28 protein-coding genes are annotated in these 26,208 nt (G+C 58.2%); 24 read left to right on the forward strand and 4 right to left on the reverse strand.

The window, feature by feature from the left end; translation table 11 throughout:
* Positions 1 to 3: 3 nt before the first annotated feature.
* Positions 4 to 705, reverse strand: coding sequence for a response regulator transcription factor (locus tag AADW57_RS01360; protein WP_341668271.1), 702 nt, complete (start codon positions 703 to 705; stop codon positions 4 to 6).
* Positions 706 to 1,126: 421 nt separating this feature from the next.
* Here AADW57_RS01360 and rpsL point away from each other — a divergent pair, with 421 nt between their 5' ends.
* The 19 genes from rpsL (at position 1,127) to rpsQ (ending at position 16,850) form a co-directional block, all read left to right on the forward strand.
* On the forward strand, positions 1,127 to 1,498 hold the full coding sequence (rpsL, locus tag AADW57_RS01365; protein WP_341668272.1) for a 30S ribosomal protein S12: 372 nt from the start codon (positions 1,127 to 1,129) through the stop codon (positions 1,496 to 1,498).
* Positions 1,499 to 1,637: 139 nt separating this feature from the next.
* Entirely contained in the window at positions 1,638 to 2,108 is a 471-nt protein-coding gene (rpsG, locus tag AADW57_RS01370) for a 30S ribosomal protein S7 (protein WP_270117937.1), read from the forward strand.
* A gap of 17 nt (positions 2,109 to 2,125) precedes the next feature.
* The gene (fusA, locus tag AADW57_RS01375; RefSeq protein WP_341668273.1) at positions 2,126 to 4,228 is read left to right on the forward strand and encodes an elongation factor G; all 2,103 of its coding nucleotides are present in this window, start codon (positions 2,126 to 2,128) and stop codon (positions 4,226 to 4,228) included.
* A 76-nt stretch (positions 4,229 to 4,304) separates the two neighbouring features.
* Positions 4,305 to 5,495, forward strand: coding sequence for an elongation factor Tu (gene tuf / locus AADW57_RS01380; RefSeq protein ID WP_341668274.1), 1,191 nt, complete (start codon positions 4,305 to 4,307; stop codon positions 5,493 to 5,495).
* Between the two features lie 60 nt (positions 5,496 to 5,555).
* Positions 5,556 to 5,867 (forward strand): 30S ribosomal protein S10, encoded by a 312-nt coding sequence (gene rpsJ / locus AADW57_RS01385; RefSeq protein ID WP_003803053.1) that lies wholly within the window; start codon positions 5,556 to 5,558, stop codon positions 5,865 to 5,867.
* A 47-nt stretch (positions 5,868 to 5,914) separates the two neighbouring features.
* Entirely contained in the window at positions 5,915 to 6,088 is a 174-nt protein-coding gene (locus AADW57_RS01390) for a hypothetical protein (RefSeq protein ID WP_341668275.1), read from the forward strand.
* A gap of 1,484 nt (positions 6,089 to 7,572) precedes the next feature.
* Positions 7,573 to 8,880: a diaminopimelate decarboxylase gene (gene lysA / locus AADW57_RS01395; protein ID WP_341668276.1), complete on the forward strand. Its 1,308-nt coding sequence runs from the start codon at positions 7,573 to 7,575 to the stop codon at positions 8,878 to 8,880.
* 256 nt (positions 8,881 to 9,136) lie between these two features.
* Positions 9,137 to 11,053, forward strand: a complete 1,917-nt coding sequence (locus AADW57_RS16740) for a glycine betaine ABC transporter substrate-binding protein (RefSeq protein WP_445819164.1) — start codon at positions 9,137 to 9,139, stop codon at positions 11,051 to 11,053.
* Positions 11,050 to 11,895 (forward strand): ATP-binding cassette domain-containing protein, encoded by an 846-nt coding sequence (locus AADW57_RS01410; RefSeq protein WP_341668277.1) that lies wholly within the window; start codon positions 11,050 to 11,052, stop codon positions 11,893 to 11,895. Before AADW57_RS16740 ends, AADW57_RS01410 begins: the two co-directional genes overlap by 4 nt.
* 235 nt (positions 11,896 to 12,130) lie before the next feature.
* Positions 12,131 to 12,805, forward strand: coding sequence for a 50S ribosomal protein L3 (gene rplC, locus AADW57_RS01415; RefSeq protein WP_341668278.1), 675 nt, complete (start codon positions 12,131 to 12,133; stop codon positions 12,803 to 12,805).
* Positions 12,806 to 12,808: 3 nt separating this feature from the next.
* Positions 12,809 to 13,429, forward strand: coding sequence for a 50S ribosomal protein L4 (gene rplD, locus AADW57_RS01420; RefSeq protein WP_341668279.1), 621 nt, complete (start codon positions 12,809 to 12,811; stop codon positions 13,427 to 13,429).
* The gene (gene rplW, locus AADW57_RS01425; RefSeq protein ID WP_341668280.1) at positions 13,426 to 13,722 is read left to right on the forward strand and encodes a 50S ribosomal protein L23; all 297 of its coding nucleotides are present in this window, start codon (positions 13,426 to 13,428) and stop codon (positions 13,720 to 13,722) included. Before rplD ends, rplW begins: the two co-directional genes overlap by 4 nt.
* A gap of 1 nt (position 13,723) precedes the next feature.
* A complete protein-coding gene (gene rplB / locus AADW57_RS01430; protein WP_341668281.1) occupies positions 13,724 to 14,551 on the forward strand; it encodes a 50S ribosomal protein L2 in 828 nt (275 codons plus the stop codon).
* Positions 14,552 to 14,563: 12 nt separating this feature from the next.
* Complete coding sequence (gene rpsS / locus AADW57_RS01435) at positions 14,564 to 14,839, forward strand: 30S ribosomal protein S19 (protein ID WP_341668282.1); 276 nt, start codon at positions 14,564 to 14,566, stop codon at positions 14,837 to 14,839.
* Positions 14,840 to 15,172, forward strand: coding sequence for a 50S ribosomal protein L22 (gene rplV / locus AADW57_RS01440; protein WP_341668283.1), 333 nt, complete (start codon positions 14,840 to 14,842; stop codon positions 15,170 to 15,172).
* Between the two features lie 9 nt (positions 15,173 to 15,181).
* On the forward strand, positions 15,182 to 15,952 hold the full coding sequence (gene rpsC / locus AADW57_RS01445; RefSeq protein ID WP_341668284.1) for a 30S ribosomal protein S3: 771 nt from the start codon (positions 15,182 to 15,184) through the stop codon (positions 15,950 to 15,952).
* A gap of 3 nt (positions 15,953 to 15,955) precedes the next feature.
* Positions 15,956 to 16,372: a 50S ribosomal protein L16 gene (rplP, locus tag AADW57_RS01450; protein ID WP_341668285.1), complete on the forward strand. Its 417-nt coding sequence runs from the start codon at positions 15,956 to 15,958 to the stop codon at positions 16,370 to 16,372.
* 9 nt (positions 16,373 to 16,381) lie between these two features.
* The gene (gene rpmC / locus AADW57_RS01455) at positions 16,382 to 16,573 is read left to right on the forward strand and encodes a 50S ribosomal protein L29 (protein WP_003803032.1); all 192 of its coding nucleotides are present in this window, start codon (positions 16,382 to 16,384) and stop codon (positions 16,571 to 16,573) included.
* Position 16,574: 1 nt separating this feature from the next.
* A complete protein-coding gene (gene rpsQ, locus AADW57_RS01460) occupies positions 16,575 to 16,850 on the forward strand; it encodes a 30S ribosomal protein S17 (RefSeq protein WP_341668286.1) in 276 nt (91 codons plus the stop codon).
* A gap of 511 nt (positions 16,851 to 17,361) precedes the next feature.
* On the opposite strand, the gene AADW57_RS01465 is transcribed toward rpsQ, so the two are convergent.
* Positions 17,362 to 18,330: an AraC family transcriptional regulator gene (locus tag AADW57_RS01465; protein ID WP_341668287.1), complete on the reverse strand. Its 969-nt coding sequence runs from the start codon at positions 18,328 to 18,330 to the stop codon at positions 17,362 to 17,364.
* A gap of 127 nt (positions 18,331 to 18,457) precedes the next feature.
* Here AADW57_RS01465 and AADW57_RS01470 point away from each other — a divergent pair, with 127 nt between their 5' ends.
* The 5 genes from AADW57_RS01470 to AADW57_RS01490 are packed head-to-tail and all read left to right on the forward strand — an operon-like array spanning position 18,458 to position 22,926.
* Entirely contained in the window at positions 18,458 to 19,018 is a 561-nt protein-coding gene (locus AADW57_RS01470) for a carboxymuconolactone decarboxylase family protein (protein WP_341668288.1), read from the forward strand.
* Positions 19,003 to 20,091, forward strand: coding sequence for an acyl-CoA dehydrogenase family protein (locus AADW57_RS01475; RefSeq protein ID WP_341668289.1), 1,089 nt, complete (start codon positions 19,003 to 19,005; stop codon positions 20,089 to 20,091). Before AADW57_RS01470 ends, AADW57_RS01475 begins: the two co-directional genes overlap by 16 nt.
* A 14-nt stretch (positions 20,092 to 20,105) precedes the next feature.
* Positions 20,106 to 20,912 carry an ABC transporter ATP-binding protein gene (locus AADW57_RS01480; protein WP_341668290.1) on the forward strand — a complete coding sequence of 269 codons (807 nt, stop codon included), beginning with the start codon at positions 20,106 to 20,108 and terminating at the stop codon, positions 20,910 to 20,912.
* On the forward strand, positions 20,909 to 22,105 hold the full coding sequence (locus AADW57_RS01485; RefSeq protein WP_341668291.1) for an ABC transporter substrate-binding protein: 1,197 nt from the start codon (positions 20,909 to 20,911) through the stop codon (positions 22,103 to 22,105). Before AADW57_RS01480 ends, AADW57_RS01485 begins: the two co-directional genes overlap by 4 nt.
* Positions 22,102 to 22,926, forward strand: coding sequence for an ABC transporter permease (locus AADW57_RS01490; protein WP_445819165.1), 825 nt, complete (start codon positions 22,102 to 22,104; stop codon positions 22,924 to 22,926). Before AADW57_RS01485 ends, AADW57_RS01490 begins: the two co-directional genes overlap by 4 nt.
* A gap of 118 nt (positions 22,927 to 23,044) precedes the next feature.
* Here the strand turns inward: AADW57_RS01490 and cysG are convergent, their stop codons facing one another.
* Together cysG and cysI are read right to left on the reverse strand one after the other, a co-directional pair.
* The gene (cysG, locus tag AADW57_RS01495) at positions 23,045 to 24,496 is read right to left on the reverse strand and encodes a siroheme synthase CysG (RefSeq protein ID WP_341668292.1); all 1,452 of its coding nucleotides are present in this window, start codon (positions 24,494 to 24,496) and stop codon (positions 23,045 to 23,047) included.
* A 2-nt stretch (positions 24,497 to 24,498) separates the two neighbouring features.
* Positions 24,499 to 26,208, reverse strand: a complete 1,710-nt coding sequence (gene cysI, locus AADW57_RS01500) for an assimilatory sulfite reductase (NADPH) hemoprotein subunit (RefSeq protein ID WP_341668293.1) — start codon at positions 26,206 to 26,208, stop codon at positions 24,499 to 24,501.

Genomic DNA, 26,208 nt, shown 5'->3' on the forward strand with positions numbered 1-26,208 from the left:
AGTTCAGGTATTGTCGGACAGAAGCTCCAGGCGATAGCCTAAAGCATAGGAGGCGGTCAGGCGCACGCCGTTCTCGGGACGCAATTGCAATTTGCGCCGGATATTGGACAGGTGGGTGTCCAGGGTGCGCGAGGTCGCCGGAATTTCCCGGTTCCAGACCGCAGAACTGAGTACGTCCCGGGAGAAGAGCCGGCCGGGGTTGCGAAACAAGAGTAAGGCCAGTTCGAACTCTTTCGGGGCCAGCGTGATGGCGGTACCGTCCAAGGAGATCTGTCCTTGTTCGGGGTGAATATCGTATCCGCCGAACGTGAAACGGCTGTCCTGCACGGGGGCGGTCAGGCTCAAGCGTCGGCTGATGGCGTTGACCCGTGCAATCAGTTCGCCTGTGCGCAAAGGTTTCTGGATATAGTCGTCTGCGCCGGCTTGCAAGCCGGTGACCAGGTCTTCTTCCTGGGTGCGGCTGGTCAGGAAAATAACGGGCAGGGCATAGCCCAGGTTGGCGCGTACCCAGCGCAACACGTCCAGTCCGCTGACATCGGGCAGCTCCCAGTCCAGGAGCAGCAGGTCGAAATGGTGAGGTTTGGCCAATGCGGCCAGTAGGCTTTTGCCCTGATTGTAGGACTGGCACTCGTGACCGGCTTCGGTTAGTGTCCTGGCAATCAGTTCAGCCTGGATGAGGTCGTCTTCCAGGGAAGCGATGATCATGGGGCATTGTCCTTGTCGCAGAGGTGCAATAGTCCAGAAGTATAACTACTGGGGCAGGGTTATTGACCAAGTGCGCCGCTTCGTGCGGCTCCACAACGGGAATGGCAGCAGAGTACACCCAAATCGTTGACCTATAAGGGTTTACCGTGGTAAATTTCAGAGCTTACTTAAGGATCCTTTGCCGGTACTCCTTGTAGTAATTTGTTCGCAGCTGCCGGGTTTGCAGCAGCAAGCGCCCCTAAGGGGCGCATTCAGTCAAGCCCAAGCCAGTGCAAGACCGCTCTTTTTCGTGTTTTATGGGGAGCGGCATTGCGCAATGCCGCTCCGGTAGCAGGAAGTCTATCCTGCCATTGGAATGGCGTTTTTCCAAAAACAATACGTCAACCAGTACGTAAAATACGTTATAGGATACGTAAAGGTCATGCCAACCATTAGCCAACTCGTGCGCAAGCCGCGCGAAGTCAGTCGCGAAAGCAGCAAGAGCCCCGCGCTCGAGAACTGCCCACAGCGTCGCGGTGTCTGCACGCGTGTCTACACCACGACCCCCAAGAAGCCTAACTCCGCTCTGCGTAAAGTCGCCAAAGTGCGTCTGACCAACGGCTTCGAAGTCATTTCTTACATCGGCGGCGAAGGCCACAACCTGCAAGAGCACTCGGTCGTTCTGGTCCGTGGTGGTCGTGTCAAGGACTTGCCCGGTGTTCGTTACCACATCGTCCGCGGTGCCCTGGATCTGCAAGGCGTCAAAGACCGTAAGCAAGCTCGCTCCAAGTACGGCGCCAAGCGTCCCAAGTAATCCATGTGTCCATCGATCAGTATCACTGATCCGGACCCGTGCAACCGTGGCCTTGCGCCATGGTAGGTAAGTGGTCATTTGTCATGAATGACCGAGACCGCGAAAAGCGGTTCAACTGAATAGTCACAAGGAAATTAAAATGCCTCGCCGTCGCGAAGTACCCAAACGTGAAATCCTACCTGACCCGAAATTCGGCAGCGTCGAGCTGGCCAAATTCATGAACGTGGTCATGCTGTCCGGCAAGAAAGCTGTTGCCGAACGTATTGTTTATGGCGCGCTGGAACAAATTGCGCAGAAGACCGGCAAAGATCCGCTCGAAGTGTTTAACGCTGCCATCAACAATGTCAAACCAGTTGTTGAAGTGAAAAGCCGCCGTGTTGGTGGCGCGAACTACCAGGTTCCTGTCGAAGTGCGTCCCGTCCGCCGTTTGGCTTTGGCCATGCGCTGGATGCGTGAAGCCGCCAAGAAGCGTGGCGAAAAGTCGATGGATCTGCGCCTGGCCGGCGAATTGACCGATGCGGCTGAAGGTCGTGGCGGCGCAATGAAAAAGCGCGAAGACACGCACAAGATGGCCGATGCCAACAAGGCATTCAGCCATTTCCGTTGGTAATCTGAGGACATATAATCATGGCCCGCAAAACCCCTATCCAGCGCTACCGCAATATCGGTATCTCGGCCCACATCGACGCCGGGAAAACGACGACTACCGAGCGCATCCTGTTCTACACCGGTGTGAATCACAAACTGGGCGAAACCCACGAGGGTTCGGCCACGATGGACTGGATGGAGCAAGAGCAAGAGCGCGGGATCACCATTACCTCGGCTGCTACGACCGCTTTCTGGCGTGGTATGGCGGGCAATTACCCCGAGCACCGTATCAACATCATTGATACCCCCGGCCACGTTGACTTCACCATCGAAGTCGAGCGCTCCATGCGCGTGCTGGACGGTGCCTGCATGGTGTACTGCGCTGTGGGTGGTGTTCAGCCCCAGTCCGAAACCGTGTGGCGTCAGGCCAACAAGTACGGCGTACCTCGTCTGGCCTTCATCAACAAGATGGACCGTACCGGTGCCAACTTCTTCAAGGTCTACGACCAGCTCAAGCTGCGTCTGAAAGCCCATCCTGTGCCTGTCGTTATCCCGATCGGCGCTGAAGAAGATTTCCAAGGCGTGGTTGACCTGATCAAGATGAAAGCCATCATCTGGGATCAAGCCAGCAACGGCGTGAAGTTCGACTACACCGACATTCCTGCCGAGCTGCAAGCTTCGGCCGAAGAATGGCGCGAAAAGATGGTCGAATCGGCCGCTGAAGCCAGCGAAGAGCTGATGAACAAGTACCTGGAAAACGGTGACCTCTCCGAAGAGGACATCAATCTGGGTCTGCGTACACGCACCATTGCTTGCGAAATTCAGCCCATGCTGTGCGGCACCGCCTTCAAGAACAAGGGCGTGCAGCGCATGCTGGACGCGGTCATCGACTACCTGCCATCGCCTGTGGACATTCCACCGGTCGAAGGTTCGGACGATGACGGCAATGTCATTCATCGTAAAGCCAGCGACGAAGAGCCTATGTCGGCTCTGGCGTTCAAGCTGATGACCGACCCTTTTGTTGGTCAGCTGACTTTCGTGCGCGTTTACTCGGGTGTTCTGCGTTCGGGCGATACCGTCTATAACCCTATCAAGGGCAAGAAAGAGCGTATCGGCCGTATTTTGCAGATGCACGCCAACAACCGTGCCGAACTGAAAGAGCTGGTCGCCGGCGACATCGCTTCGGTGGTGGGCCTGAAAGACGTGACCACGGGCGAAACCCTGTGCGATGCTTCCGCTCACATCGTTCTGGAGCGCATGGAGTTCCCCGAGCCCGTGATTTCGCAGGCCGTCGAACCCAAGACCAAGTCCGACCAGGAAAAGATGGGCGTGGCTCTGTCGCGTCTGGCTCAGGAAGATCCTTCTTTCCGTGTCAGCAGCGACGAAGAATCCGGCCAGACCATCATCTCCGGTATGGGCGAGCTGCACCTGGAAGTGCTGGTCGATCGCATGCGCCGTGAGTTCGGCGTGGAAGCCAACGTGGGCAAACCTCAGGTTGCTTACCGCGAAACCATCCGCAAGACCTGCGAAGAAGTCGAAGGCAAGTTCGTCAAGCAATCCGGCGGTCGTGGTCAGTACGGTCACGTGGTGCTCAAGCTCGAGCCCCTGGAAGCCGGCGGCGGTTACGAATTCGTCGACGCCATCAAGGGCGGTGTGGTTCCTCGCGAATACATCCCTGCGGTGGACAAGGGCATCCAGGAAACCCTGCACGCGGGTGTCGTGGCCGGTTACCCTGTGGTCGACGTCAAGGCAACGCTGTTCTTCGGTTCCTACCACGATGTGGACTCGAACGAAAACGCGTTCCGCATGGCTGCTTCCATGGCCTTCAAGGAAGGTATGCGCAAAGCATCCCCAGTGCTGCTTGAGCCTACCATGGCTGTTGAAGTCGAAACGCCTGAAGAATACGCTGGTACGGTGATGGGTGACTTGTCTTCCCGTCGCGGTATGGTTCAGGGTATGGACGATATGGTCGGTGGCGGCAAAGTCATCAAGGCCGAAGTTCCTCTGGCCGAGATGTTCGGTTACTCGACCAGCCTGCGTTCGCAAACGCAAGGTCGCGCTACGTACACGATGGAATTCAAGCAATATGCTGAAGCTCCAAAGAACGTGGCCGACGAAGTCATCAGCGCTCGCGGCAAGTAATAGCAACAACAGCCCGCTTTAAGCGGGCTGCTCAACATTTTTTTGTTTTCCTGTAAAACATAGATTGGGATAAATCATGGCAAAAGGTAAGTTTGAACGGACCAAACCGCACGTCAACGTCGGCACCATCGGTCACGTTGACCACGGTAAAACCACGCTGACCGCTGCAATCTGCACGGTTCTGGCCAAAGCATACGGCGGCGAAGCACGCGATTACTCGCAGATCGACAACGCCCCTGAAGAAAAAGCACGCGGCATCACCATCAGCACCTCGCACGTCGAGTACGAGACGCCTGCTCGCCACTACGCACACGTTGACTGCCCCGGCCACGCCGACTACGTCAAGAACATGATTACTGGTGCTGCTCAGATGGACGGCGCCATTCTGGTATGTTCCGCTGCTGACGGCCCAATGCCCCAGACGCGCGAGCACATCCTGCTGAGCCGTCAGGTTGGCGTTCCTTACATCATCGTGTTCCTGAACAAGGCCGACATGGTGGACGACGAAGAGCTGATCGAACTGGTGGAAATGGAAGTTCGCGAGCTCCTGTCCAAGTACGACTTCCCCGGCGACGATACCCCGATCATCAAGGGTTCGGCCAAGCTGGCACTGGAAGGCGACGAAGGCCCACTGGGCAGCCAAGCTGTTCTGAAGCTGGCCGAAGCGCTGGACACCTACATTCCTACGCCAGAGCGCGCTGTTGACGGCACGTTCCTGATGCCTGTTGAAGACGTGTTCTCGATCTCGGGTCGCGGTACTGTGGTGACCGGTCGTATCGAGCGCGGCATCATCAAGGTCGGCGAAGAAATCGAAATCGTGGGCATCAAAGACACGGTCAAGACCATTTGTACCGGCGTTGAAATGTTCCGCAAGCTGCTGGATCAGGGCGAAGCTGGCGATAACGTCGGTCTGCTGCTGCGCGGCACCAAGCGTGAAGACGTCGAGCGTGGTCAGGTTCTGGCCAAGCCCGGTTCGATCAAGCCACACACCGACTTCGACGCCGAAGTGTACATTCTGTCCAAGGAAGAAGGCGGCCGTCACACTCCTTTCTTCAAGGGCTACCGTCCTCAGTTCTACTTCCGTACGACGGACGTAACCGGTACGATCGAGCTGCCAGAAGACAAGGAAATGGTTCTGCCTGGCGATAACATCTCGATGAAAGTGTCGCTGATCGCTCCTATCGCCATGGAAGAAGGTCTGCGCTTCGCTATCCGCGAAGGCGGCCGTACCGTTGGCGCTGGCGTTGTTGCCAAGATCATCAAGTAATAGGCCACGGCCTGGGCGGGAGCGTCATGCTCCCGCTTATTTCGTTCTTTAGGACTACACATGAAAAACCAGAAAATCCGCATCCGTCTGAAGGCCTATGATTACAAGCTGATCGATCAATCGGCAGCCGAAATCGTAGAAACCGCCAAGCGCACCGGTGCTGTTGTTCGTGGCCCCGTGCCACTGCCAACCCGCATCCGTCGTTACGACATCCTGCGTTCGCCTCACGTGAACAAGACGTCGCGCGATCAGTTCGAAATGCGCACTCACCAGCGTCTGATGGACATTGTCGATCCTACCGACAAGACCGTCGATGCGCTGATGCGTCTGGATTTGCCAGCAGGTGTAGACGTCGAAATCGCTCTGCAGTAATTCTGCCGACGAATTCGTCATACATCGAAGAACGCCATGCTTTATGCATGGCGTTTTTTTTTTGGTTCTTTGAAGAATTTCAGGAGCCAATCTACCCAGCCGATGACAAATTGGTTTTTAAAGACGCCATTCAAGACGCAGTACGCTCGGACAGGGCTGATGGTTTGCCGGCGCTGCGCGCCGGTGCCCTGGTCGGGGCGCATGGCCGGGCGCATCGTTAACTCCGGCGGGTTGCTTGTCCGCCGGACAAGCAACAAGCGCCGCCGTCAAACAGAACGACGCTTGCCCCCCGTCCCCACGCCCCGCCTGCGGCAAGCCATCCGATCCGCCCCGTCCGAGCGTACTGCGCCGTGAATGGCTCAAAACACCGATGACATCGCTCCGGCTATACATAGCCATACCCAACAGGCCATTGAGCGTATAGCTGAAATCTTGTGCGGCGTACGTGGACGTCCTGCCATGTGGGCCAAACACATCGGTGCTGTTCTCGCCAGGCCGACCCTAGCGGGCCGGTGGGCGAGTCAGGGCCTTCGCCGCAGGCGGGATACTGGGGCGGGAGGCAAGGGGCGTGCTGTTCGAGCAGGACGCTTGTGATTCGTCCGGTGGACGAATCACCCTGCGAGTTCATGCTCCGCCCGCCCCTGTATCCTGACCAGGGAACCTGCGCGCAGCGCGGGCGAAGGACCCAGCCACGCCGGCTTGCTAGGGTCGGCCTGGCGAGAACCCAAGGTTCTCTGCGCTTAACCTAAACGGCCCACCCAATACGAAAAAATCCCCGGTATTTAACGAAGAACTTTTTTGGTTTCGCGCCTTGCTTTCAAAGGGGCAGATGCCGCATCTCTGGCCCGATCAGATTGCGTGCTAGTTGAAGCGGCGATATTAGTGCAAGTGTGCCGAACCCGGCATCGGCCATCAGTCTTGAGACCTTATAGACACGCCGAGCCGGCGCAAGGCGAGCCAACACACACAAGCCAAGATCGCTGACGAGTTGCGGATCTTGTTGCCATCAAGCGCAGTACACACGATCGTTGCTGTTTCGTACCGGCGCGGGCATCGCAGTTCAACGAGCGTGCTGCTGGAAAAAAATATCCGTGTTGTTGTGGAAATTATGGATATGCATAAGCCCGTGTTTTTATAAGCCAATTTGCATCGGAGTTTTGGTTTGTTAATTTAATATGTAATCGTTTTGTGGCTAATTTATTGAATGGGTTTTAGTGTATTTTTTGGATCTTGAGCAAGTTGATTTTTATAATCTTATTTGTTTCAGTTTTTAAAATTAAATTTTGTGCACGGTAATATATAATTAATTTATCGTTTAATTTTAAGTGTTTTTTAGGCTTAAAATTAATGCGTGATTTTACAATCCGATCGGTTCAAAGAGCCCATTAAATTTAGTGGTAAATTGTTTGCTTCGTTTATTTTTTGGGTGCCTTGCAAGTCCTTTTTTGAGTCACAGAAAAAACTCCAGGTGTGGCGCAGCTCCGGAGTAAGCTGTGCTGTGTCTGGCGAAAGTTGCAAAACCGAACGAATGCTACGGAGGGTCGGGGGCTTTACGAGTCTTCCGGTCCCGACCTGCTGGGTGGGCGGCATGGTAGTTGCGGTCGACAGGGATTTGTAAAACATGCTCAGGTTTCTATTCCTATTCATCGCTACGTCAAACAGCGTGTGAGGCCTAGCCTAAACCAAAATTTTTTCAAGCCAATCCATGACCACATCGCAGTTTCATTACCTTAATGGCGTGCTTCACGCTGAAGCGATCCCTGTTACGGACTTGATCGCCGAGTATGGGAGTCCGTTGTATGTTTATTCCGCCACTCAGCTGCTGCAAAACTACCGCGCAATTCGCGCCGCATTTGCACCTATCGACCCTCTGATCTGTTATTCGGTAAAGAGTTGCGGGAACGTCGGCGTGCTCAAAGTGCTTGCCAACGAAGGTGCAGGTATGGACATCGTGAGCGCAGGTGAATTGCAACGTGCTCTGGCTGCCGGTGTCTCTCCTGACCGCATCGTGTTTGCTGGTGTAGGGAAGTCTCGCGAAGAGATGAAACAGGCGCTGGCTGCAGGCATCTTCATGTTTAATGTAGAGTCCACACAGGAGCTCGATAGGCTTCAGGCCGTCGCTGCCGCCGCCGGCAAGAAAGCGCGCGTAGCCTTGCGCGTCAACATCGACGTCTCCGACCCAGGCACACACGCAAAAACGGCAACTGGCGGGCGTCACACCAAGTTCGGTATTCCTCTTCAGCAAGCTCAAGAGTTGTACCTTAGTACAGACCGTTCTGCGCTCGAGATTACCGGTCTGCACATTCATCTTGGTTCACCAATCCCTTCGCCACAGACCTACACCGCCGCATTGGATAAGGTCATCGAGGTGATAGCGCAACTGCGAGAGAGCGGCCATGACATTACGATGGTAAACATCGGGGGAGGATATCCCGTCTCCTACCGAGACCCGAACGGCACTGACGTGCCATCGATTGGCGAAATCGGCGCGCGTATTTGTGAAAAGCTACATGCTTTGTACGATCAGGGTGTTAAGTTCGCGATCGAGCCAGGCCGAGTTATTTCTGCTAATGCCGGCCTGCTTCTCGGTTCAGTCGAATACGTCAAGCAGGGCTGGGACAGGAAGATTGTGATCCTCGACACGGGCATGAACTCGCTGATTCGTCCGACGCTCTATGGTGCCCATCACCCGATATGGCCGGTGCGCTACGAGGACTATTCAGGCTCATGGGGTGTCTATTCGACAGCAACCGCTGGAACTGAAGAAATGGACGTTGTCGGCCCGATTTGTGAAACCGGCGACTTCTTCGCATTGCAGCGGCACCTGCCGCCTTTGGCGCAAGGCGATGTCATGGCGGTTTTCTGCGCAGGGGCGTACGGGATGAGTCAAGCCAGCCAGTACAACTCGCGCCCGAGGCCGGCGGAAATTCTCGTAGAAGGAGCGCGCGCGAGCGTCGTACGTCGTCGCGAAAGCTATAAAGACCTTCTGGAGCATGAGGTCGATAGTCTTTGATGTCGCGCTAAGCCGTCGAGCCTGCGCTCAAGCGGCGTGAGGCCACCGCTGGCATGGCTCTGGGCAATGCCAGCGGGCGCGGTCATCGTTCCAGTTGTGCCGCCTCTACTTCAACTTGCAAGCCTTTCTGCCGAACCCCTTTCCCGGACAGGCCGGGTGGACGGTGCGCTGCCGATTGCAGTACCCTGAATCACGACAATCCACGACCGAGTATCTTGCTGTTAGGGCAAGGAGGACGAGCATGGACAGAAGGGGGATGGCGTCGCTTGCGGCGTGGAGCTGGCTGTTGTTGGTGATCTGCCTGGTGTGGCCCGCAGTGCGCGCCCATGCCTGTACGGTTAGCGCGCCTGTGCGGCTGGCTGATTTAAGCTGGGAAAGCGCGGCCTTCAGCACACAGTTGTATCAGGAAATTCTGGAAAAGGCCTACGATTGCCGCACTGAGCGTGTGCCCGGTTCTTCGGCTGCGTTGGAGACGGCTCTGGCACAAAACGATATCCAGCTGATTGGCGAGATATGGTCAGGTCGTACCGAGATCATAGAAAAAGCCATTGCGGCCGGGCAGGTACAGATCATAGGCAATACTTTGGCCGGCGGAGCAGAGCAAGGTTGGTATGTGCCGGATTATGTGGTGGACGGTGATCCACAGCGAAACGTGAAGGCCGTGGCTCCCGAGTTGCGACGCATTCAGGATTTGGGGCAGTACGCACAGGTCTTCAGTGACCCGGAGCAACCGGGGCGTGGTCGTTTTTACAACTGCCCGTCCGGTTGGGTGTGCGAGACCTTTAATAGCCGTTTGTTCGAGCTGTACGGTTTGGATAAGGCTTATCAGAATTTCCGGCCCGGCACAGGAGCGGCGCTCGATGCGGCTATTAGTGCCGCGTATGATCGACGGCAGCCGATTTTGTTTTATTACTGGCAGCCGGCCGGCCTGATGGCCAAGTATTCGTTCCGCAAACTGACCAGCGCCCCTTTTGATAAGGCATGCTGGGACGCCGCGGTGTCGGGTAAAGGGCATACATGCCCGACGGATTTTATTGTGGCCAGGATAGCGGTGGCGGCCTCTACGCCGTTTGTGCAAGCGCATCCTGAGCTGGTGGATGTGTTCGAGAAGATCCAACTGCGTCCCGAGCAGATGAATGCCATTATCCTGGGCATGACCGAGGGCGGCCAGAATGCCGCTACACAGGTGCAGCGTTTCCTGAAAGAAAATCCCGAGCAGTGGCGCACCTGGATGCCCGTGGCTCAGGCCGATCGTTTGCAAGCGGCACTCGCGGCGGACAGGGTCGATGCCGGGCAGGATGCGCAGGGCGGCTTTTTTCCTAGCTGGTCGGCGGCAGATTGGATCAACCGCCAACTGCTGTCGGCTGTGCGCGAATGGGGCACGGGGTTTCGCAGTGTGAGTGCCTGGATTTTGCAGGGCGTCATTTTGCCTGTGGAGCGCGTTCTGCAATCCGTGCCGGCTTGGGTGGTGCTGGCCCTGACCGGGGCGCTGGCCGCATGGAGCCAGCGTCGCTATCTGCCACCTTTGCTCTACGTGGCGGGCCTGTACCTGATCGGTGCTATGGGGCTGTGGGACAAGCTGATGCAGACCTTTGCCTTGGTTCTGGTCGCGACGTTCTTTTCTGTGTTGATCGGCATTCCGGTGGGTGTGTTGGCGGCGCGCAGTCGCGTGTTGCGGCGTGTCCTGACGCCTGTGCTCGATGTCATGCAGACTATGCCCAGTTTTGTCTATCTGATTCCGGTGTTGATGCTGTTTGGCCTGGGCAAAGTGCCGGCGGTGCTGGCGACGGTGGTTTATGCGCTTCCTCCTTTGATCCGCTTGACCAGTCTTGGGTTGCGTCAGGTAGACCCTAATGTCATGGAAGCAGCACAGGCGTATGGCGTTACCCGCTGGCAGATGTTGACCAAGGTAACACTGCCGTTGGCTCGTCCCAGCATCATGGCCGGTATCAATCAGACCACGATGATGGCCTTGTCCATGGTGGTGGTGGCTTCCATGATCGGTGCACAGGGACTGGGCGAAGATGTGCTGGCCGGCATTCAGACCTTGGACATAGGTCGGGGCTTGCAGGCCGGCATTGCCATTGTGATTCTGGCGATTGTGATGGACAGGATTTCCCAGTCGTATGGGCGATCGCAGCGTCGCCGCAGCAAGGACAGGAAGCAGCTATGAGTAACAACACGCACGTGGATCAGGATTGCAAAGTCGAGCTGCGCGATGTCTACAAGGTGTTTGGCGCGCGTGCGCAACAGGCGGTAGGCTTGTTAAGGCAGGGCCAGGATAAGTTGAGCGTGCAGCAACAGACTGGCTGTATTGTGGGCTTGGCTGGCGTCAATGCCTGTTTTCCGGCGCGGCAGATTTCTTGCGTGATGGGTTTGTCGGGGTCCGGGAAATCCACTTTGGTGCGTCACATCAACCGGCTGATCGATCCGACGGCCGGTCAGATACTGGTAGATGGGCAGGATATCCTGGCGCTGGATATGGGGCGGCTGCGGCAGTTGCGACGTCACGGCATCAGCATGGTGTTTCAGGCTTTTGGTCTGTTGCCGCACCTGATGGTGCTGGATAATGTTGCGTTTGGGCTGGAAGTGCGCGGCGACGGTCGTCGTCAGGCGCGTTCGCAAGCCATGCATTGGCTGGAGCGAGTCGGCTTGCAGGACTACGCGCGTAACTACCCCGATGAACTGTCGGGGGGTATGCAGCAGCGTGTGGGGCTGGCACGCGCCTTGGCCGTGGATGCCGACATTTTGTTGATGGACGAGGCGTTTTCAGCCTTGGACCCGCTGATTCGCTACGAGATGCAGGATGAGTTGTTGCGGCTTCAGCAGAGCCTGCAAAAGACCATTATCTTCATTACGCACGATATCGATGAGGCTTTGCGCCTTGGTCAGCATATCGTCGTGCTGCGCGAGGGGCGGGTCGAGCAGAGCGGTACGCCCCAGCAGATCCGTACCGAGCCTGCCAATGACTATGTCGCGCGGTTTGTACATAAGCCGGGGGGGGCTAAGTCCTGACTTTGCCGTGCTGCAGATACTGACGCCTGGCCGGCCTGTGCCGGGGTTTTAAAAAACTGTTGTGTATCAAGCAGTTTGAGGAAATATTTTGCTTGGGTAATTGCTCCACTTTACACGCGCGTGGTATATTGTCCAGCTTAGCCAAAAAGTTTTGGTTAAAAACGCTAGCGCAAAGATTTTTTTGCGTGCACTCTCAGTTAGCCCCGACCAATCGTAGTCGGGAATGGAGAAAACGATGTCGAACTCGACACCTACGCCTGCCGCGTGGCGGCTGGGCCTTGTTGGGCGTAAAGTCGGCATGACCCGTGTGTTCACAGAGGAAGGCGAGTCCATCCCTGTGACCGTACTGGACGTGTCCAACAACCGCATCACCCAGGTCAAGACGCCCGCAGTTGACGGTTACGCCGCTGTACAGGTTGCCTACGGCACCCGTCGTGCATCGCGCGTTGCCAAGCCCCAGGCAGGGCATTACGCAAAAGCCGGCGTTGAAGCCGGCAGCATCCTGAAAGAATTCCGTCTCGATCCCGCCGCTATCGCCGACCTGACGGCCGGTTCCGTCGTGGCCGTGGAAAGCATTTTCGAAGCGGGTCAGAAGGTTGACGTCACAGGCACCACGATCGGTAAAGGCTTTGCCGGTACCATCAAGCGCCACCACTTCGGTGCTCAGCGCAACAGCCACGGTAACTCGCGTTCTCACCGCGTGCCCGGTTCCATTGGTCAAGCCCAGGACCCAGGCCGAGTCTTCAAAGGTAAGAAAATGTCGGGTCACATGGGTGACGTTACCCGTACGGTTCAAAATCTTGACGTGATCCGCGTCGACGCCGAACGTGGCTTGTTGCTGGTCAAGGGCGCTGTCCCCGGCCACAAGAACGCCAATATCGTTGTGCGTCCCGCTGTGAAAGGAGCCTAATCCATGGAACTGAAGCTCCTGAACGAACAAGGTCAAGCCGCTTCCACCGTGGAAGCCAAAGACACCGTTTTTGGCCGCGAATTCAACGAAGCCCTGGTTCACCAGATCGTTGTTGCTTACCAAGCCAATGCTCGCAGCGGCAACAGCAAGCAAAAGACCCGCGCCGAAGTCAACCACAGCACCAAGAAGCCATGGCGCCAGAAAGGCACCGGCCGCGCTCGTGCTGGTATGACGTCCTCGCCCGTGTGGCGTGGAGGCGGTCGTGCATTCCCCAACACCGGTGAAGAGAACTACTCGCACAAGGTCAACAAGAAGATGTACCGCGCCGGTATCAGCGCGATTCTGTCTCAGTTGGTCCGTGACGAGCGTCTGCTGGTCGTTGATTCCTTCGCACTGGAAGCTCCCAAGACCCGTCTGGCAGCTAACAAGCTGAAAGACCTGGGCCTGGAATCCGTGCTGATCATCACCGACGTGTTGGACGAAAACGTGTACCTGGCTACGCGTAACCTGCCTCACGTTGCCGTGATTGAACCACGCTACGCCGACCCGCTGTCCTTGATCCACTACAAGAAAGTGCTGATCACCAAGGCAGCTGTCGCTCAGCTCGAGGAGATGTTGGGATGAACGCCGAACGTCTGTTGCAAGTCATTCTGGCTCCCATCGTGACCGAAAAGGCCACGTTCGTAGCCGAGAAAAATCAGCAAATCGCTTTCCGCGTTGCCGCTGACGCCACCAAGCCCGAAATCAAAGCCGCCGTCGAACTGCTGTTCAAGGTGGAAGTGGAATCGGTGCAGGTGCTGAATCAGTACGGCAAGGAAAAGCGTTTTGGCCGTTTCATGGGTCGCCGCCGCAATGTGCGCAAGGCATATGTCTCGCTCAAGCCCGGCCAGGAACTCGACTTTTCAGAGGTGAACTAATATGGCACTCGTAAAAGTCAAGCCTACGTCGCCTGGTCGCCGTGGCATGATCAAAGTGGTTCACAGCGAACTGCATAAAGGCGCTCCTCACGCGGCTCTGCTGGAAAAGAAATCCCGTACCGCCGGCCGTAACAACAACGGTCACATCACGGTTCGTCACCGTGGGGGTGGTCACAAGCAGCATTACCGTATTGTCGACTTCCGTCGCAACAAGGACGGTATTCCTGCGAAAGTAGAACGTCTGGAATACGACCCCAACCGCAGCGCGCACATCGCTTTGTTGTGCTACGCCGACGGCGAGCGTCGTTACATCATCGCCCCTCGTGGTCTGGAAGTGGGTGCAACGGTGTTCTCTGGCGCGGAAGCTCCTATCCGCGCCGGCAACACGCTGCCTATCCGCAACATTCCTGTGGGTCAGACTATTCACTGCATCGAGATGCTGCCTGGCAAGGGCGCTCAGATCGCACGTTCGGCTGGTGGTTCGGCTGTGTTGCTGGCTCGCGAAGGCACGTACGCTCAAGTGCGTCTGCGTTCGGGCGAAGTCCGTCGCATTCACATCGACTGCCGCGCCACGATCGGCGAAGTGGGCAACCAGGATCACAGCCTGCGTCAGATCGGTAAAGCTGGTGCTGTGCGCTGGCGTGGTGTTCGTCCAACCGTTCGCGGTGTGGCGATGAACCCAGTCGATCACCCACACGGTGGTGGTGAAGGTCGTACGGGTGAAGGCCGTGAGCCAGTCAGCCCATGGGGTACGCCTGCCAAGGGCTACCGCACCCGTCGTAACAAGCGCACAGACAATATGATTGTCTCGCGCCGTAAGCGCAAGTAAGGGGCGAACACTATGTCACGTTCGATCAAAAAAGGCCCATTTGTCGACGCTCACCTGATCAAAAAGGTGGATGCAGCCGTCACGGGTAACGATAAGAAGCCGATCAAAACTTGGTCGCGCCGTTCTACCATTCTGCCCGAGTTCATTGGGCTGACGATTGCCGTTCACAATGGCCGTCAACATATTCCCGTTTACATCAACGAGAACATGGTTGGCCACAAGCTCGGTGAGTTCGCCTTGACCCGTACGTTCAAGGGTCACGCTGCGGACAAAAAGGCCCGGAGATAAGTGATGCAAACTACAGCAACTATTCGTGGAGTCCGTATTTCGGCTCAGAAAGCACGTCTGGTCGCGGACCTGATCCGCGGCAAGTCCGTTGCTCACGCCCTGAATACGCTGACTTTCACTCCCAAGAAAGCCGCTGGCATCATCAAGAAAGCTCTGGAATCGGCCATTGCCAATGCTGAGCACAATGACGGCGCCGACATCGACGAACTGAAAGTCACGACCATTTACGTGGACAAGGCCCAGTCGTTGAAGCGTTTTTCTGCACGAGCCAAAGGCCGCGGTAACCGTATTGAGAAGCAGACTTGCCACATTGTGGTCAAAGTCGGCGCTTAAGGAGTCACAATGGGACAGAAAATCCACCCAATTGGGTTCCGCCTGGCTGTCAACCGTAACTGGAGTTCCCGTTGGTACGCCGACGGTGCCGAGTTCGGTACGATGTTGGCTGACGACATCCGTGTGCGTGAATACCTGAAACGCAAGCTGAAAAGCGCGTCCGTTGGCCGTGTGGTCATCGAGCGTCCCGCCAAAAATGCACGCATCACCATTTACTCGGCTCGTCCCGGTGTGGTGATCGGCAAGCGCGGCGAAGACATCGAAAGCCTGAAGGCCGACCTGCAGCGTCTGCTGGGCGTGCCTGTGCACGTCAATATCGAAGAAATCCGCAAGCCTGAAACCGACGCTCAACTGATCGCCGACTCCATTGCTCAGCAACTGGAAAAGCGCATCATGTTCCGTCGCGCCATGAAGCGTTCCATGCAGAACGCCATGCGTCTGGGTGCCCAGGGCATCAAGATCATGAGCTCGGGTCGTCTGAACGGCATCGAAATCGCTCGTACCGAATGGTACCGCGAAGGCCGTGTGCCTCTGCACACCCTGCGCGCCAACATCGATTACGGTACGTCCGAAGCACACACGACGTACGGGATCATCGGTATCAAGGTCTGGGTCTACAAGGGCGACATGTTGCCTAACGGCGAAATGCCTGTTGACACCGTAGCCCCTGAAGAGCGCCGTCCACGTCGTCCACGTGGCGATCGTCCTGAAGGTCGTCGCCCAGGCCGTGGTCGCGGTCCTCGTAAAGACGCTGCTCCTGCTGCGTCCGAAGGAGAATAAAACATGCTGCAACCTTCTCGCAGAAAGTATCGCAAAGAGCACAAAGGCCGTAACACCGGCCTGGCTACTCGCGGTGCTCAAGTTTCGTTCGGCGAATTTGGCCTGAAAGCCACGGATCGTGGTCGTCTGACCGCTCGCCAGATCGAAGCTGCGCGTCGTGCGATCAACCGTCACATCAAACGTGGTGGCCGTATCTGGATTCGTATCTTCCCCGACAAGCCGATTTCGCAGAAACCTGCTGAAGTCCGTATGGGTAACGGTAAAGGTAATCCAGAGTTCTGGGTCGCTGAGATTCAACCAGGTAAGGTCCTGTACGAAATGGAAGGTGTCAGCGAAGAGCTGGCACGCGAAGCATTCCGTCTGGCCGCCGCCAAGCTGCCAATTTCGACGACGTTCGTAACGCGTCATATTGGTGCTTAAGGAGACGTCATGAAAGCCAGCGAACTCCGCACCAAAGATGCCGCCGAGCTGCAGAAAGAGCTCGAGAGCCTGTTGAAAGCACAATTTAACCTGCGCATGCAGCGTGCTACGCAACAGCTTTCCAACACCAGCCAACTGGGCAAAGTACGTCGCGATATCGCTCGCGTTCGTACCGTCATGGCTGAGACCGCAGGAAAGTAAGATGAGCGAAACTCAAACTCCAGCAAAACGCCAACGCACCCTGATTGGTCAAGTTGTCAGCAACAAGATGGACAAGACTGTCGTCGTTCTGGTTGAACGCCGCGTCAAGCACCCTCTGTACGGCAAGATCATCATCCGCTCCAATAAGTACAAGGCGCACGATGAGAACAATCAGTACAACGAAGGCGATACCGTTGAGATCTCCGAAGGCCGTCCTATCAGCCGCAGCAAGTCCTGGACTGTTGTGCGTCTGATCGAAGCAGCCCGCGTGATCTAAACGCTTGCTATGGCGTTCGGCTTCGGCCCGGCGCTACGCAGTATAAAAAACCCCGACCTGTTTACAGGCCGGGGTTTTTTTTGCGTCTTTGCTAAATACCGGAGATTCCTTCGTATTGCTTGGGCCGTCTAGGCCAAGCGCAGAGAACCTCGGGTTCTCGCCAGGCCGACCCTAGCGGACCGGCTGTGTCCTTCGCCCGCGCTGCTCGCGGGTTCCCTGGTCGGGATGCCGGGGCGGGCGGAGCGTGAACTCGCAGTGTGATTCGTCCACTGGACGAATCACACGCGTCCTGCTCGAACAGCACGCTCCTTGCCTCCCGTCCCAGCATTCCGCCTGCGGTGAAGGCCCTGACTCGCCCGCCGTCCCGCGCCTTGCATGGCGTCTTCAAACAAGCTGTTTGTCATCGACTGAGTAAATTGGCGCTTGGGATTCTTTGACGAACCATTTTTTTGGCAAAGTCATTGGGAGCCGGATACATACATGCAGGCATGCTTGCGGTGCACGACGCGATTCAACGTCCTTCCTGTTTGCGCCATTGTGCCGGGCTGACTCCGGTACTGCGGCGAAACGCCGTGCTGAATGCAGCCGCCGAACCATAGCCTATCTGCTCGGCCACTTGTTCCATAGACAGTCCTTGCGCCAGGTAGCGTCGGGCCAGTTGCATGCGCAATTGCAGCAGCACCTGGGCGGGGGCCAGACCACACAGCAGCGTGAAGCGCCGATGAAAGGCTGCACGTGACATGTTCAGAAGGGCGGCCATATCGTCTACCGTCCAATCCCGGGCAGGTGCTTGCACCAGTTGCTCCAGCAGTTTGCCGAAGGCAGGTTCTCGGGCCAGATTGATCAAACCGTGTGGCAGCGTGTCGTGTCCTGGAGCCTGACGTGCGTAGCTGCGCAGCGTATAGAACAACAGCATTTCCACCAGTTTTTCCAGCAGACGCGGATTAGGCCGCGACTGGGTATGCACTTCGGCCAGAATCAGTTCGTACAAGGGACGATTGGTCTGTTTGTTGTCTGCGTCGTTGCGAAGCAGCAGCATATCGGGCAGGTTGGCCAGCAACAGTTCGCCCAGGCCCGAACCCAGATCCAGAAAGCCGCACAGTAGCCCGGTGCTGTTGGCGGCGCTGGGTGCAAGCACTTGCATGGCTTGGCGTTGCACAGGCGCATCGAATGCCGGGCACGCTTGGAATGCACTAAGCCGGTGCGCAATGTCGCGCAGGAAGAATACCGCATCGCCCGGATGTAACTGCACGGACGGTTTGTCCTGTATGTGCAGCCAGCACGGCCCGTGCAGCACAAGATGGAATCCGGCCCGTCGTTGTCCGCTCAGGCTGCTTTCCCAGTAGTCGCAGTACTGGCCCAGATGAAACAGGCTGGCGCTGATTTCCAGTCCCGACAACAGCAGGTCATCAACGGGGTGTTGCACATCCTCAGAACGCGCGGGCAGCGGCTTGTGGACGTGCGGGGCATGTGGGCTCATGGAATATGTTTATTTCTTTCCGTGGATACTTTCGATATGAATACAGCCAGGCTGGCATATGGAAGCGCAGCGCAACAGGATCGACAATGAAGTCCTGCTAACAAGAACGTCAAGGACCAACGCTACCATGTCTCGCCTTACTTTACATACTTTGGATTCCGCTCCCGAAGCCGTCAAGCCAGCATTGGAAAAAGCGGTGCGCGGCAGCGGTTTTCTGTCTAATTTGCTGGCTGTTCTGGCCAGTTCACCCGTGGCTTTGCAGGCGTACCAGGATATGTCGGCCTTGAATGCCCAAGCTAGTTTGTCCTTGATCGAACGCGAAGTGGTGCAACTGGTGGCCGGTACGACGCATGGTTGTCGGTTTTGCGTGGCTGGGCATACGGCCATCGCTACCAATAAGGCCAAGCTGGACCCCGCCATTTTGGCGGCGTTGCGTGCACGTGGGTTTGAGCAGATCCAGGACGAGCGCCTGCAGGCGCTGGCCTTGTTTACCAAGGCCGTTATCGATGCACGCGGTCAGGTTGCCGACCAGACGCTGCAGGATTTCCGCGCGGCCGGTTATGACGACCAACAAGCGCTGGAGGTGATTGCGGGCGTGGGTCTTGCCACCATTTGCAATTTTGCCAATAACCTGGCCCGCACGCCGTTGAACACGCAGCTGGAGGCGTACGCATGGGAAGCGTCTTGACAATGGTGTCCGGGGAGCAGGGCGATGCAGCGGCGCTGCGCCTGTCGGACGGTCTGGCTCTGTGGTTGCAGGAGAACGCCCTGGCGTTGGATACCACCGCAGCCTTGGCCCAAGACGTCTTGCCGCGTCTGGCCGCAGAAGGCGTGCTGCGCCTGGGCCTGAAGGAAGATGGGTCGGACTTCGGCGATGCCGTGCGATCGGTTGTGGCTGTTGCCGAGCACTCGTTGACGGCTGCTTTTGTGCTGTGGGGACAGCGTACCTTTATTGAGTATTTGCGCCATGTGCAGGACCCCGCGTTGCGGGAACGCTATTTGCCTGGCCTGCTCGATGGCCGGGTGGCCGGTGCCACAGGTTTGTCCAATGCCATCAAGTTCCTGGGCGGAATCGAAGGTTTGCAGTTGCAGGCCCAGCCTGTAGGCGATCAATGGCAGATCCAAGGACGCCTGCCCTGGGTGACCAATTTGCGACGTGACAGCTTCGTGGTAGCGGTAGTCGCCGGCATGCCGGACGGGCAAGTGGGTGTCTGGGCGTTCGAGCATGGCGATGCCGGGCTGGCGCGCTCGGAGGATCTGGCTCTGGTGGGTTTACGCTCCAGCAGTACGGCGGCGTTGACGTTTGCGGATGTTCGCGTCGGTCAGGAGCGCTTGCTGCATGCTGACGCCGCGCAGTTTGTCGCGGCGGTGCGGCCGCGCTTTCTGGCCTTGCAGTGCGGCATGACCATTGGCTTGGCGCGTCGTTCCTTGCATCTGGTCTTGCAGGCACCGCGCCGTCAATGGGTGCAGGAGCAGCCGGCCCGCCAGTTGCTGGCCCGGGTGGAGCAATTGACCCGGACCCTGATCGGTGCCGCCTGTCAGCCTGGCACGGTGCCGCCCCCGGATCTATTCCGTCTGCGGATCGAATTAAGTGCATTGGCGGCTCAAGCCGTGGCACTGGAAAGTTCGGTGACTGGCGGGGCCGCATATCTGGAGGGGCAACATCCGCATTTGCTGCGTCGTTATCGCGAGGCGCTATTTGTGCCTTTGATTTCGCCTACGGTGGCTCAGTTGCGGGCCGAGCTGGGGCCACAGGCGTGATGAGCGCCGCCGCTATGTCTATAGGCCCGTCGCAAAAGGTGCTGCTGTCGGGTTCAGGGTTGACGCTGGCCTACGAGGGTCAGACGGTCTTGCAAGGTCTGGATGTGTCTGTGCGGGCCGGCGAGATCGTCGCTTTGCTGGGTCCCAGCGGTGTTGGTAAATCGTCCCTGTTGCGCGTGCTGGCTGGTTTGCATGCGCCCACGCAGGGTGAGGTGCGTTTTTTGGGGCAGACGGTGCGTGGCGTGCATCCGGCGCTGGCAATGGCGTTTCAGGAGGCCATTTTGCTGCCTTGGCTGACTGTTCAAGCCAATACGGGCTTTGGCCTGGGGTTTGCGCGTCAGCCGCGTGTGACGGCGTCTGAGCGTCGTGGCCGCGTGGCTCAGGCGCTGCGGCAAGTGGGTTTATATGACAGCCGCCATCTGCGTCCATCGGCCTTGTCCGGCGGCATGGCGCAGCGGGTGGCGATTGCGCGCTGTCTGGCGCGTCGTCCGCAGGTATTGTTGATGGACGAGCCGTTCGGTGCCCTGGATGAGGTCACGCGCCGTCAGATGCAGCAACTGATTTTGTCTATCCGCGAACAGACCGGCTGCGCCATTGTGCTGGTTACCCACGATATCGACGAGGCCTTGTTGCTGGCCGATCGCGTGTTGTTGCTGGGTGGGCGGCCTGCTGGTTTGCAGCGCGAATGGTCCTGCCCGGCCCACCCCCGTTTTCATTTGGATGCCTGGCTTCAGGCGATACGTCTGGAGATTGTGGCCTGCCTGGAGCAGAGTCTGACCCAGGCGGTTCATTCTTCCTTTTCTCAAGGTATGCCGTCATGACTGATTCCCCTACCTTCCGTACCCGGCGCGATCTGCTCAAGCTGGCTTCGTTGTTTACGGCGGCCGGTGCCGCTCCGCTGTTGGCCCAGCGTGCCGCGCGGGCGCAGGCCGAGCCGGTTGCGCCGCTGCGTATCGGCTACTTGCCCATTACCGATGCCACCGCTATGTTGGTGGCGCATAACAACGGCTATTTTGAAGAGGCCGGCATTGCGGTGGAAAAACCGGTCATGGTGCGCAGTTGGGCACAGTTGATCGAGGCCTTTATTGCCGGGCAGGTCAATCTGGTCCACTTGCTCACGCCCATGACCGTATGGGGTCGCTATGGCAGCAAGGTTCCGGCTAAGGTGGTGGCCTGGAACCACATGAGCGGTTCGGCCATCACGGTCGATAAAAACATCTCTTCTGTCGAGCAGTTGGGTGGCCGCACGGTGGCGATTCCTTTTTGGTATTCCATCCACAATGCGGTCTTGCAGCATGTGCTCAAGGCGCATGGTTTGACGCCGGTCTCGCGTGGGTCGCAACCGGTGACGGCCCAGGAAGTGAACTTGGTGGTGATGGCTCCGGCCGATATGCCGCCTGCTCTGGCATCTGGCCGTATTGCCGGTTTTACGGTGGCCGAGCCTTTTAATGTCATGGCCGAAACGCAAGGGGCGGGCCGCATTTTGCGCTTTACCGGCGATGTCTGGCGCGACCATGCCTGTTGTGTGGCGTTCATGCACGAGCATGATTTGCAGACTCGTCCGCAATGGGCGCAGGGCGTGGTCGATGCCTTGGTCAAAGCGCAGATATGGATACGGGATCATCGTGCCGAGACGGCGCAGATTTTGTCGCGTGACGGCGCGGGCCGCTATACCCCGCATACTCAGGCGAATTTGCTGAAAGTGCTGGCTCCTGATCCGGCCGATCGTAAGCAGTATGTGGACTCGGGAGTGATCCGCCACCCGGACTGGGATGACAAGCGCATTGATTTTCAACCGTACCCGTTCCCCAGCTATACCGAGGCATTGGTGCGCATGTTGCAGGGCACCTTGATTCAAGGGGACCGTGGGTTTCTGGATGGTTTGTCGCCTGAGCGTGTGGCGGCCGACTTGGTGGATGATCGTTTTGTGCGCGAGGCTGTGCGCAAGCAAGGCGGGCTGGCGCGATTCGGTCTGCCTGAGCGGTACACGCGTACGGAGACCATCGTCGCATGAGTACGTCTGTGTCCGTATCGGTTCAGGCGCGCGGGGCGGTGGTCAGCGAGCACGCCAGGCGTCGCCGCGTGCTGTCGTCCACCTTGCGCTCCTTGGCTTGGGGAGTAGGGGGGCTGACGGCCGGCGTGTTGTTGTGGTGGCTGGCGATTGCCGCCAGCGACAGTACTTTGATGCAGCAGTTCGGGCCTGGCCCGGCGTTGGCCAGCCTGATCGATATGCTGGGCTGGTCGGATACCTGGCTGCACGTGGGGGCCAGTTTGCAGCGTATTGCGGTGGGTTTGGCGATTTCGCTGGGGGTGGGCGTGCCAGCGGGATTGCTGCTGGGTCTGTCGTCGCGCGCGCATGCGGCGTTGACTCCCTTGTTCCAGTTTCTGCGCATGATCTCGCCCTTGTCCTGGATGCCGATTGCCGTCATGGCCTTTGGTATCGGCGATGCGCCTATCTATTTTCTGTTGGGTGTGGCGGGGGTATGGCCGGTGCTGCTCAATACCGCATCAGGCGTGCGTCATCTGAATCCACGCTGGCTGATGTTGGGCCGCAGCCTGGCGGCGACGCGGCTGGAAACACTGCTTTATCTGGTTCTACCCGGTATTGTGGGTTCGGTGTTGACCGGCAGCCGCTTGGCAATCGGCGTGCTGTGGATTGTGCTGGTACCGTGCGAGATGCTGGGCGTATCGGCCGGTCTGGGCTATCTGGTGCTGGACACGCGCGATCGTATGGCGTATTCGGAGCTGATGGCCGTCATTGTCTTGATCGGCTTGATCGGCTATGTATTAGACAGCCTGTTGCGGTCTTTGTTTGCGGTGGCAGGGCAAAAGTAGCACAAGCCAAAGGCAGACGAAGGGCCTATGGCACGTTCTGCTGTCGATATATAAACGTCAAAGACATCAGGGGGCGTGTCGTTCTGGTCCCCTGTGTTGGCGACGGGGTGTTGCCGCGTCAGGCCAGTTCCAGGATCTGGTCTTTGTGTACCTGGTGCTCGTATGGGCTGAACTGATCGATCAGTTCGCCATACCAGGAGAGCGATGCGCCCAAGGCCGCGACCTGGCCGATGATAAGAATGGCCGGGCTTTTAAAGTCGTGCTGCCGGGCATCGCGGGCGATACGCTGCAACGTGGAGAGCAAGGTGCGCTGTTCGGGGCGTGAGCCGTTTTCCACCAGGGCGCAGGGGGTATCGGCATCGCGACCGCGCAGCAGCAAGTCGTCGCAAAACAGCAGGATTTGCTGCAGGCCCATATACACGGCCACGGTTTGTGTGGGGTCCAGTAACGGGTTCCAGTCCTGAATGGAATGGCCGCTTTGCCGGTGTGCGGTTACCAGCTGCACCGACTGGGCGTGATCGCGGTGGGTCAGCGGGATGCCGCTATAGGCGGCGCAGGCCACGGCGGCCGTAATGCCCGGCACGACCTCGAAGGCCACCTTCTGTTCGGCCAGATATTCCAGTTCTTCGCCGCCTCGTCCAAAAATAAAGCCATCGCCACCTTTCAGGCGTACGACGGTGTGGCCCGCACGGGCATGTTCGACCATCAGGCCGTGGATGCGGGCCTGCGTCTGGTGGTGGTCTTCCCCCAGTTGCTTACCCACAAAAATACGTGTTGCATCGCGGCGGGCCAGTTCCATGACCTGGTCGGAGACCAGCCGGTCGTACAGGATGACATCGGCGCGATTCAGGGCGCGCAGCGCATTCAGGGTCAGCAAGCCGGGGTCGCCTGGACCGGCACCGACCAGAATGACGCGACCTTGCTTGTCTTGCGCGGATTCGGGGGTGTGCAAACCTTGTTCCAGTGCCTGACGGGCTTGTTCGCCTTGTTGGCTGCGCAAGGCAGCGCCGACGGGGCCGTCCATCAGCCAATCATAAAAACGTCGCCGCGGGCCTAGTTCGGGACGGGCGCGGCGTATGGCACTGCGGTAGTCGTGAGCCAGACGGGCCAAGGCACCGACGGAATGGTCGATCATGGTCTCCAGTTGTTCGCGTACGCGGCGTGCCAGCATGGGGGCCGAACCGGTGGACGAAATAGCGATGATCAGAGGGGAGCGGTCCACGATGGCCGGCACCTGGAAGCTGGACAGTTCGGGGTCATCCACCACATTGACCAGGATGCGGGCGTCCTGGGCATCCTGGGCGATGCGCTGGTTGACGGTGCGCTGATCAGTGGCGGCAATGATCAGCCAGGCACCGTTCAGATGGCTGGTTTGATAGCTGGCCGCGATGAGCGTGATGCGTTCCAGTCGGGCCAATTCCTGCAAGGTATCAACGACATGGGGGGCCACGACGGTGACGCGCGCGCCGCAGGCCAGCATCAGCCGGACTTTGCGTTCAGCGATCTCGCCGCCGCCGATAACCAGTACGGCGCGATGTTTCAGGTTGGCGAACAAAGGGAACAGAGTCATGGTCAGGCGGGTTGCAATACCAAAGGAATCAAGCGTGGGGTGGGTTCGGCCACGACGCCGACGCGCACCAGGAAGTCGCCGAAATGTTCGTTGGCTACGCGTTCGGCGGCGAAACGACCAAACAGTTCGCCCAGAATGTCCAGGATCTCGGTTTCGGGGATGTTCTGGCGGTAGACCACGTTCAGGCGTTCGCCGCTGAAGTTGGCCCCCAGGCGCAGGTCGTAGCGGCCCAATGCGCGGCCGACCAGGGCAATTTCGCCCAGGTAGGGGCGGGAACAGCCGTTCGGACAGCCGGAGATGCGCAGCACGATCCGCTCGTCGCGCAAGCCATGCTGATCCAGCAAGGCTTCCAGCTTGGGCAGCAGTATCGGGGCATAGCGTTCGCTTTCGGCCATGGCCAGCGCGCAGGTGGGCAAGGCGACGCAGGCAATGGTGCTGCTGCGTATGCCGCTTTGTGTTTTGTAGACGTCCAGCTTGTGTTCGGTCACCAGGGCGTCGATTTTGGCTTTGTCGCGCGTGGCAACATCGGCCACAATCAGGTTCTGATTGCAGGTCAGACGGAAATGGCCTTTATGGATCTGGGCGATGGCCCGCAGACCGGACAGCCAAGGGCCGTTTTCGGTATCCATGAGACGGCCCGAGTCCACGCGCAGCCCCAGGTGCCAGCGGCCATTGGCCCCTTTGACCCAACCGAAGCGGTCGCCGTTGTGATCGAAGTGGTAGGGACGCGACGGTTCCAGCGTCTGGCCGCTGCGGCGTTGGATTTCTTCCAGAAACCAGTCCGCGCCCAGGCGGTCCACCGTGTATTTAAGACGCGCATGGCGGCGTTCGTCCCGGTTGCCGTGGTCGCGTTGCGTGGTGATGATGGCTTCGCACACAGCCAGTATTTGTTCGGGGCGCGCGAAACCGATGACACTGCCTAGACGTGGATAGGTGCTGTCGTCCCCGTGGGTCGAACCCATGCCCCCGCCTATGGCTACGTTAAAGCCCAGCAACTGGTCGTTTTCGATAATGGCGATCAGGCCAATGTCCTGAGCGAACACATCCACATCGTTGAGCGGCGGCACCGCGATGCCGATCTTGAATTTGCGCGGCAGATAGAGCTGTCCGTAGACCGGTTCGCTATCTTGGCCGGTCGTGGCTTCCTCGATTTTCTTGCCGTCCAGCCAGATTTCCGCGTAAGCCGTGGTTTTGGGCAGGAAGGTATCGGAAATCTTGTCGGCCCACTCTTGCACCAGGGCGTGCTGTTCGGACAGCAGCGGATTGGTGGCGCTGACCACCTGACGGTTGACGTCGCCACAGGTGGCCAGGGTGGTGGACAGGGCGTCGTGGATAGCGCGCAGGGTGGGCTTTAGAAAAGGTTTGCGCACGCCGTGCCACTGAAAGGTCTGGCGTGTGGTGATGCGCAGGCCGAACTGGGCCCAGTCGCGCGCGATCTGGTCAAATGCCAGCCATTGGGCGGGCGTGACGATGCCGCCGGCCAGACGGGCGCGGATCATGAAGCTGAAGGCCGGTTCCAGTTTTTGCTTGCGGCGCTCGTCGCGTTGGTCCCGGTCATCTTGTTGGTAGCTGCCGTGGAATTTGAGCAGCTTGTTGTCGTCTTCGCTGATGGCACCGGTAATCGGATCGGCCAAGCCTTGGGTCAGCGTGCCGCGCAGGTAGTTGCTGTCCAGCTTGAGCTGTTCGATGGGGGCGAGTTTCTTGTCGGTCAT

Source organism: Alcaligenes sp. SDU_A2 (assembly GCF_038237375.1).
Taxonomy (GTDB): domain Bacteria; phylum Pseudomonadota; class Gammaproteobacteria; order Burkholderiales; family Burkholderiaceae_B; genus Alcaligenes.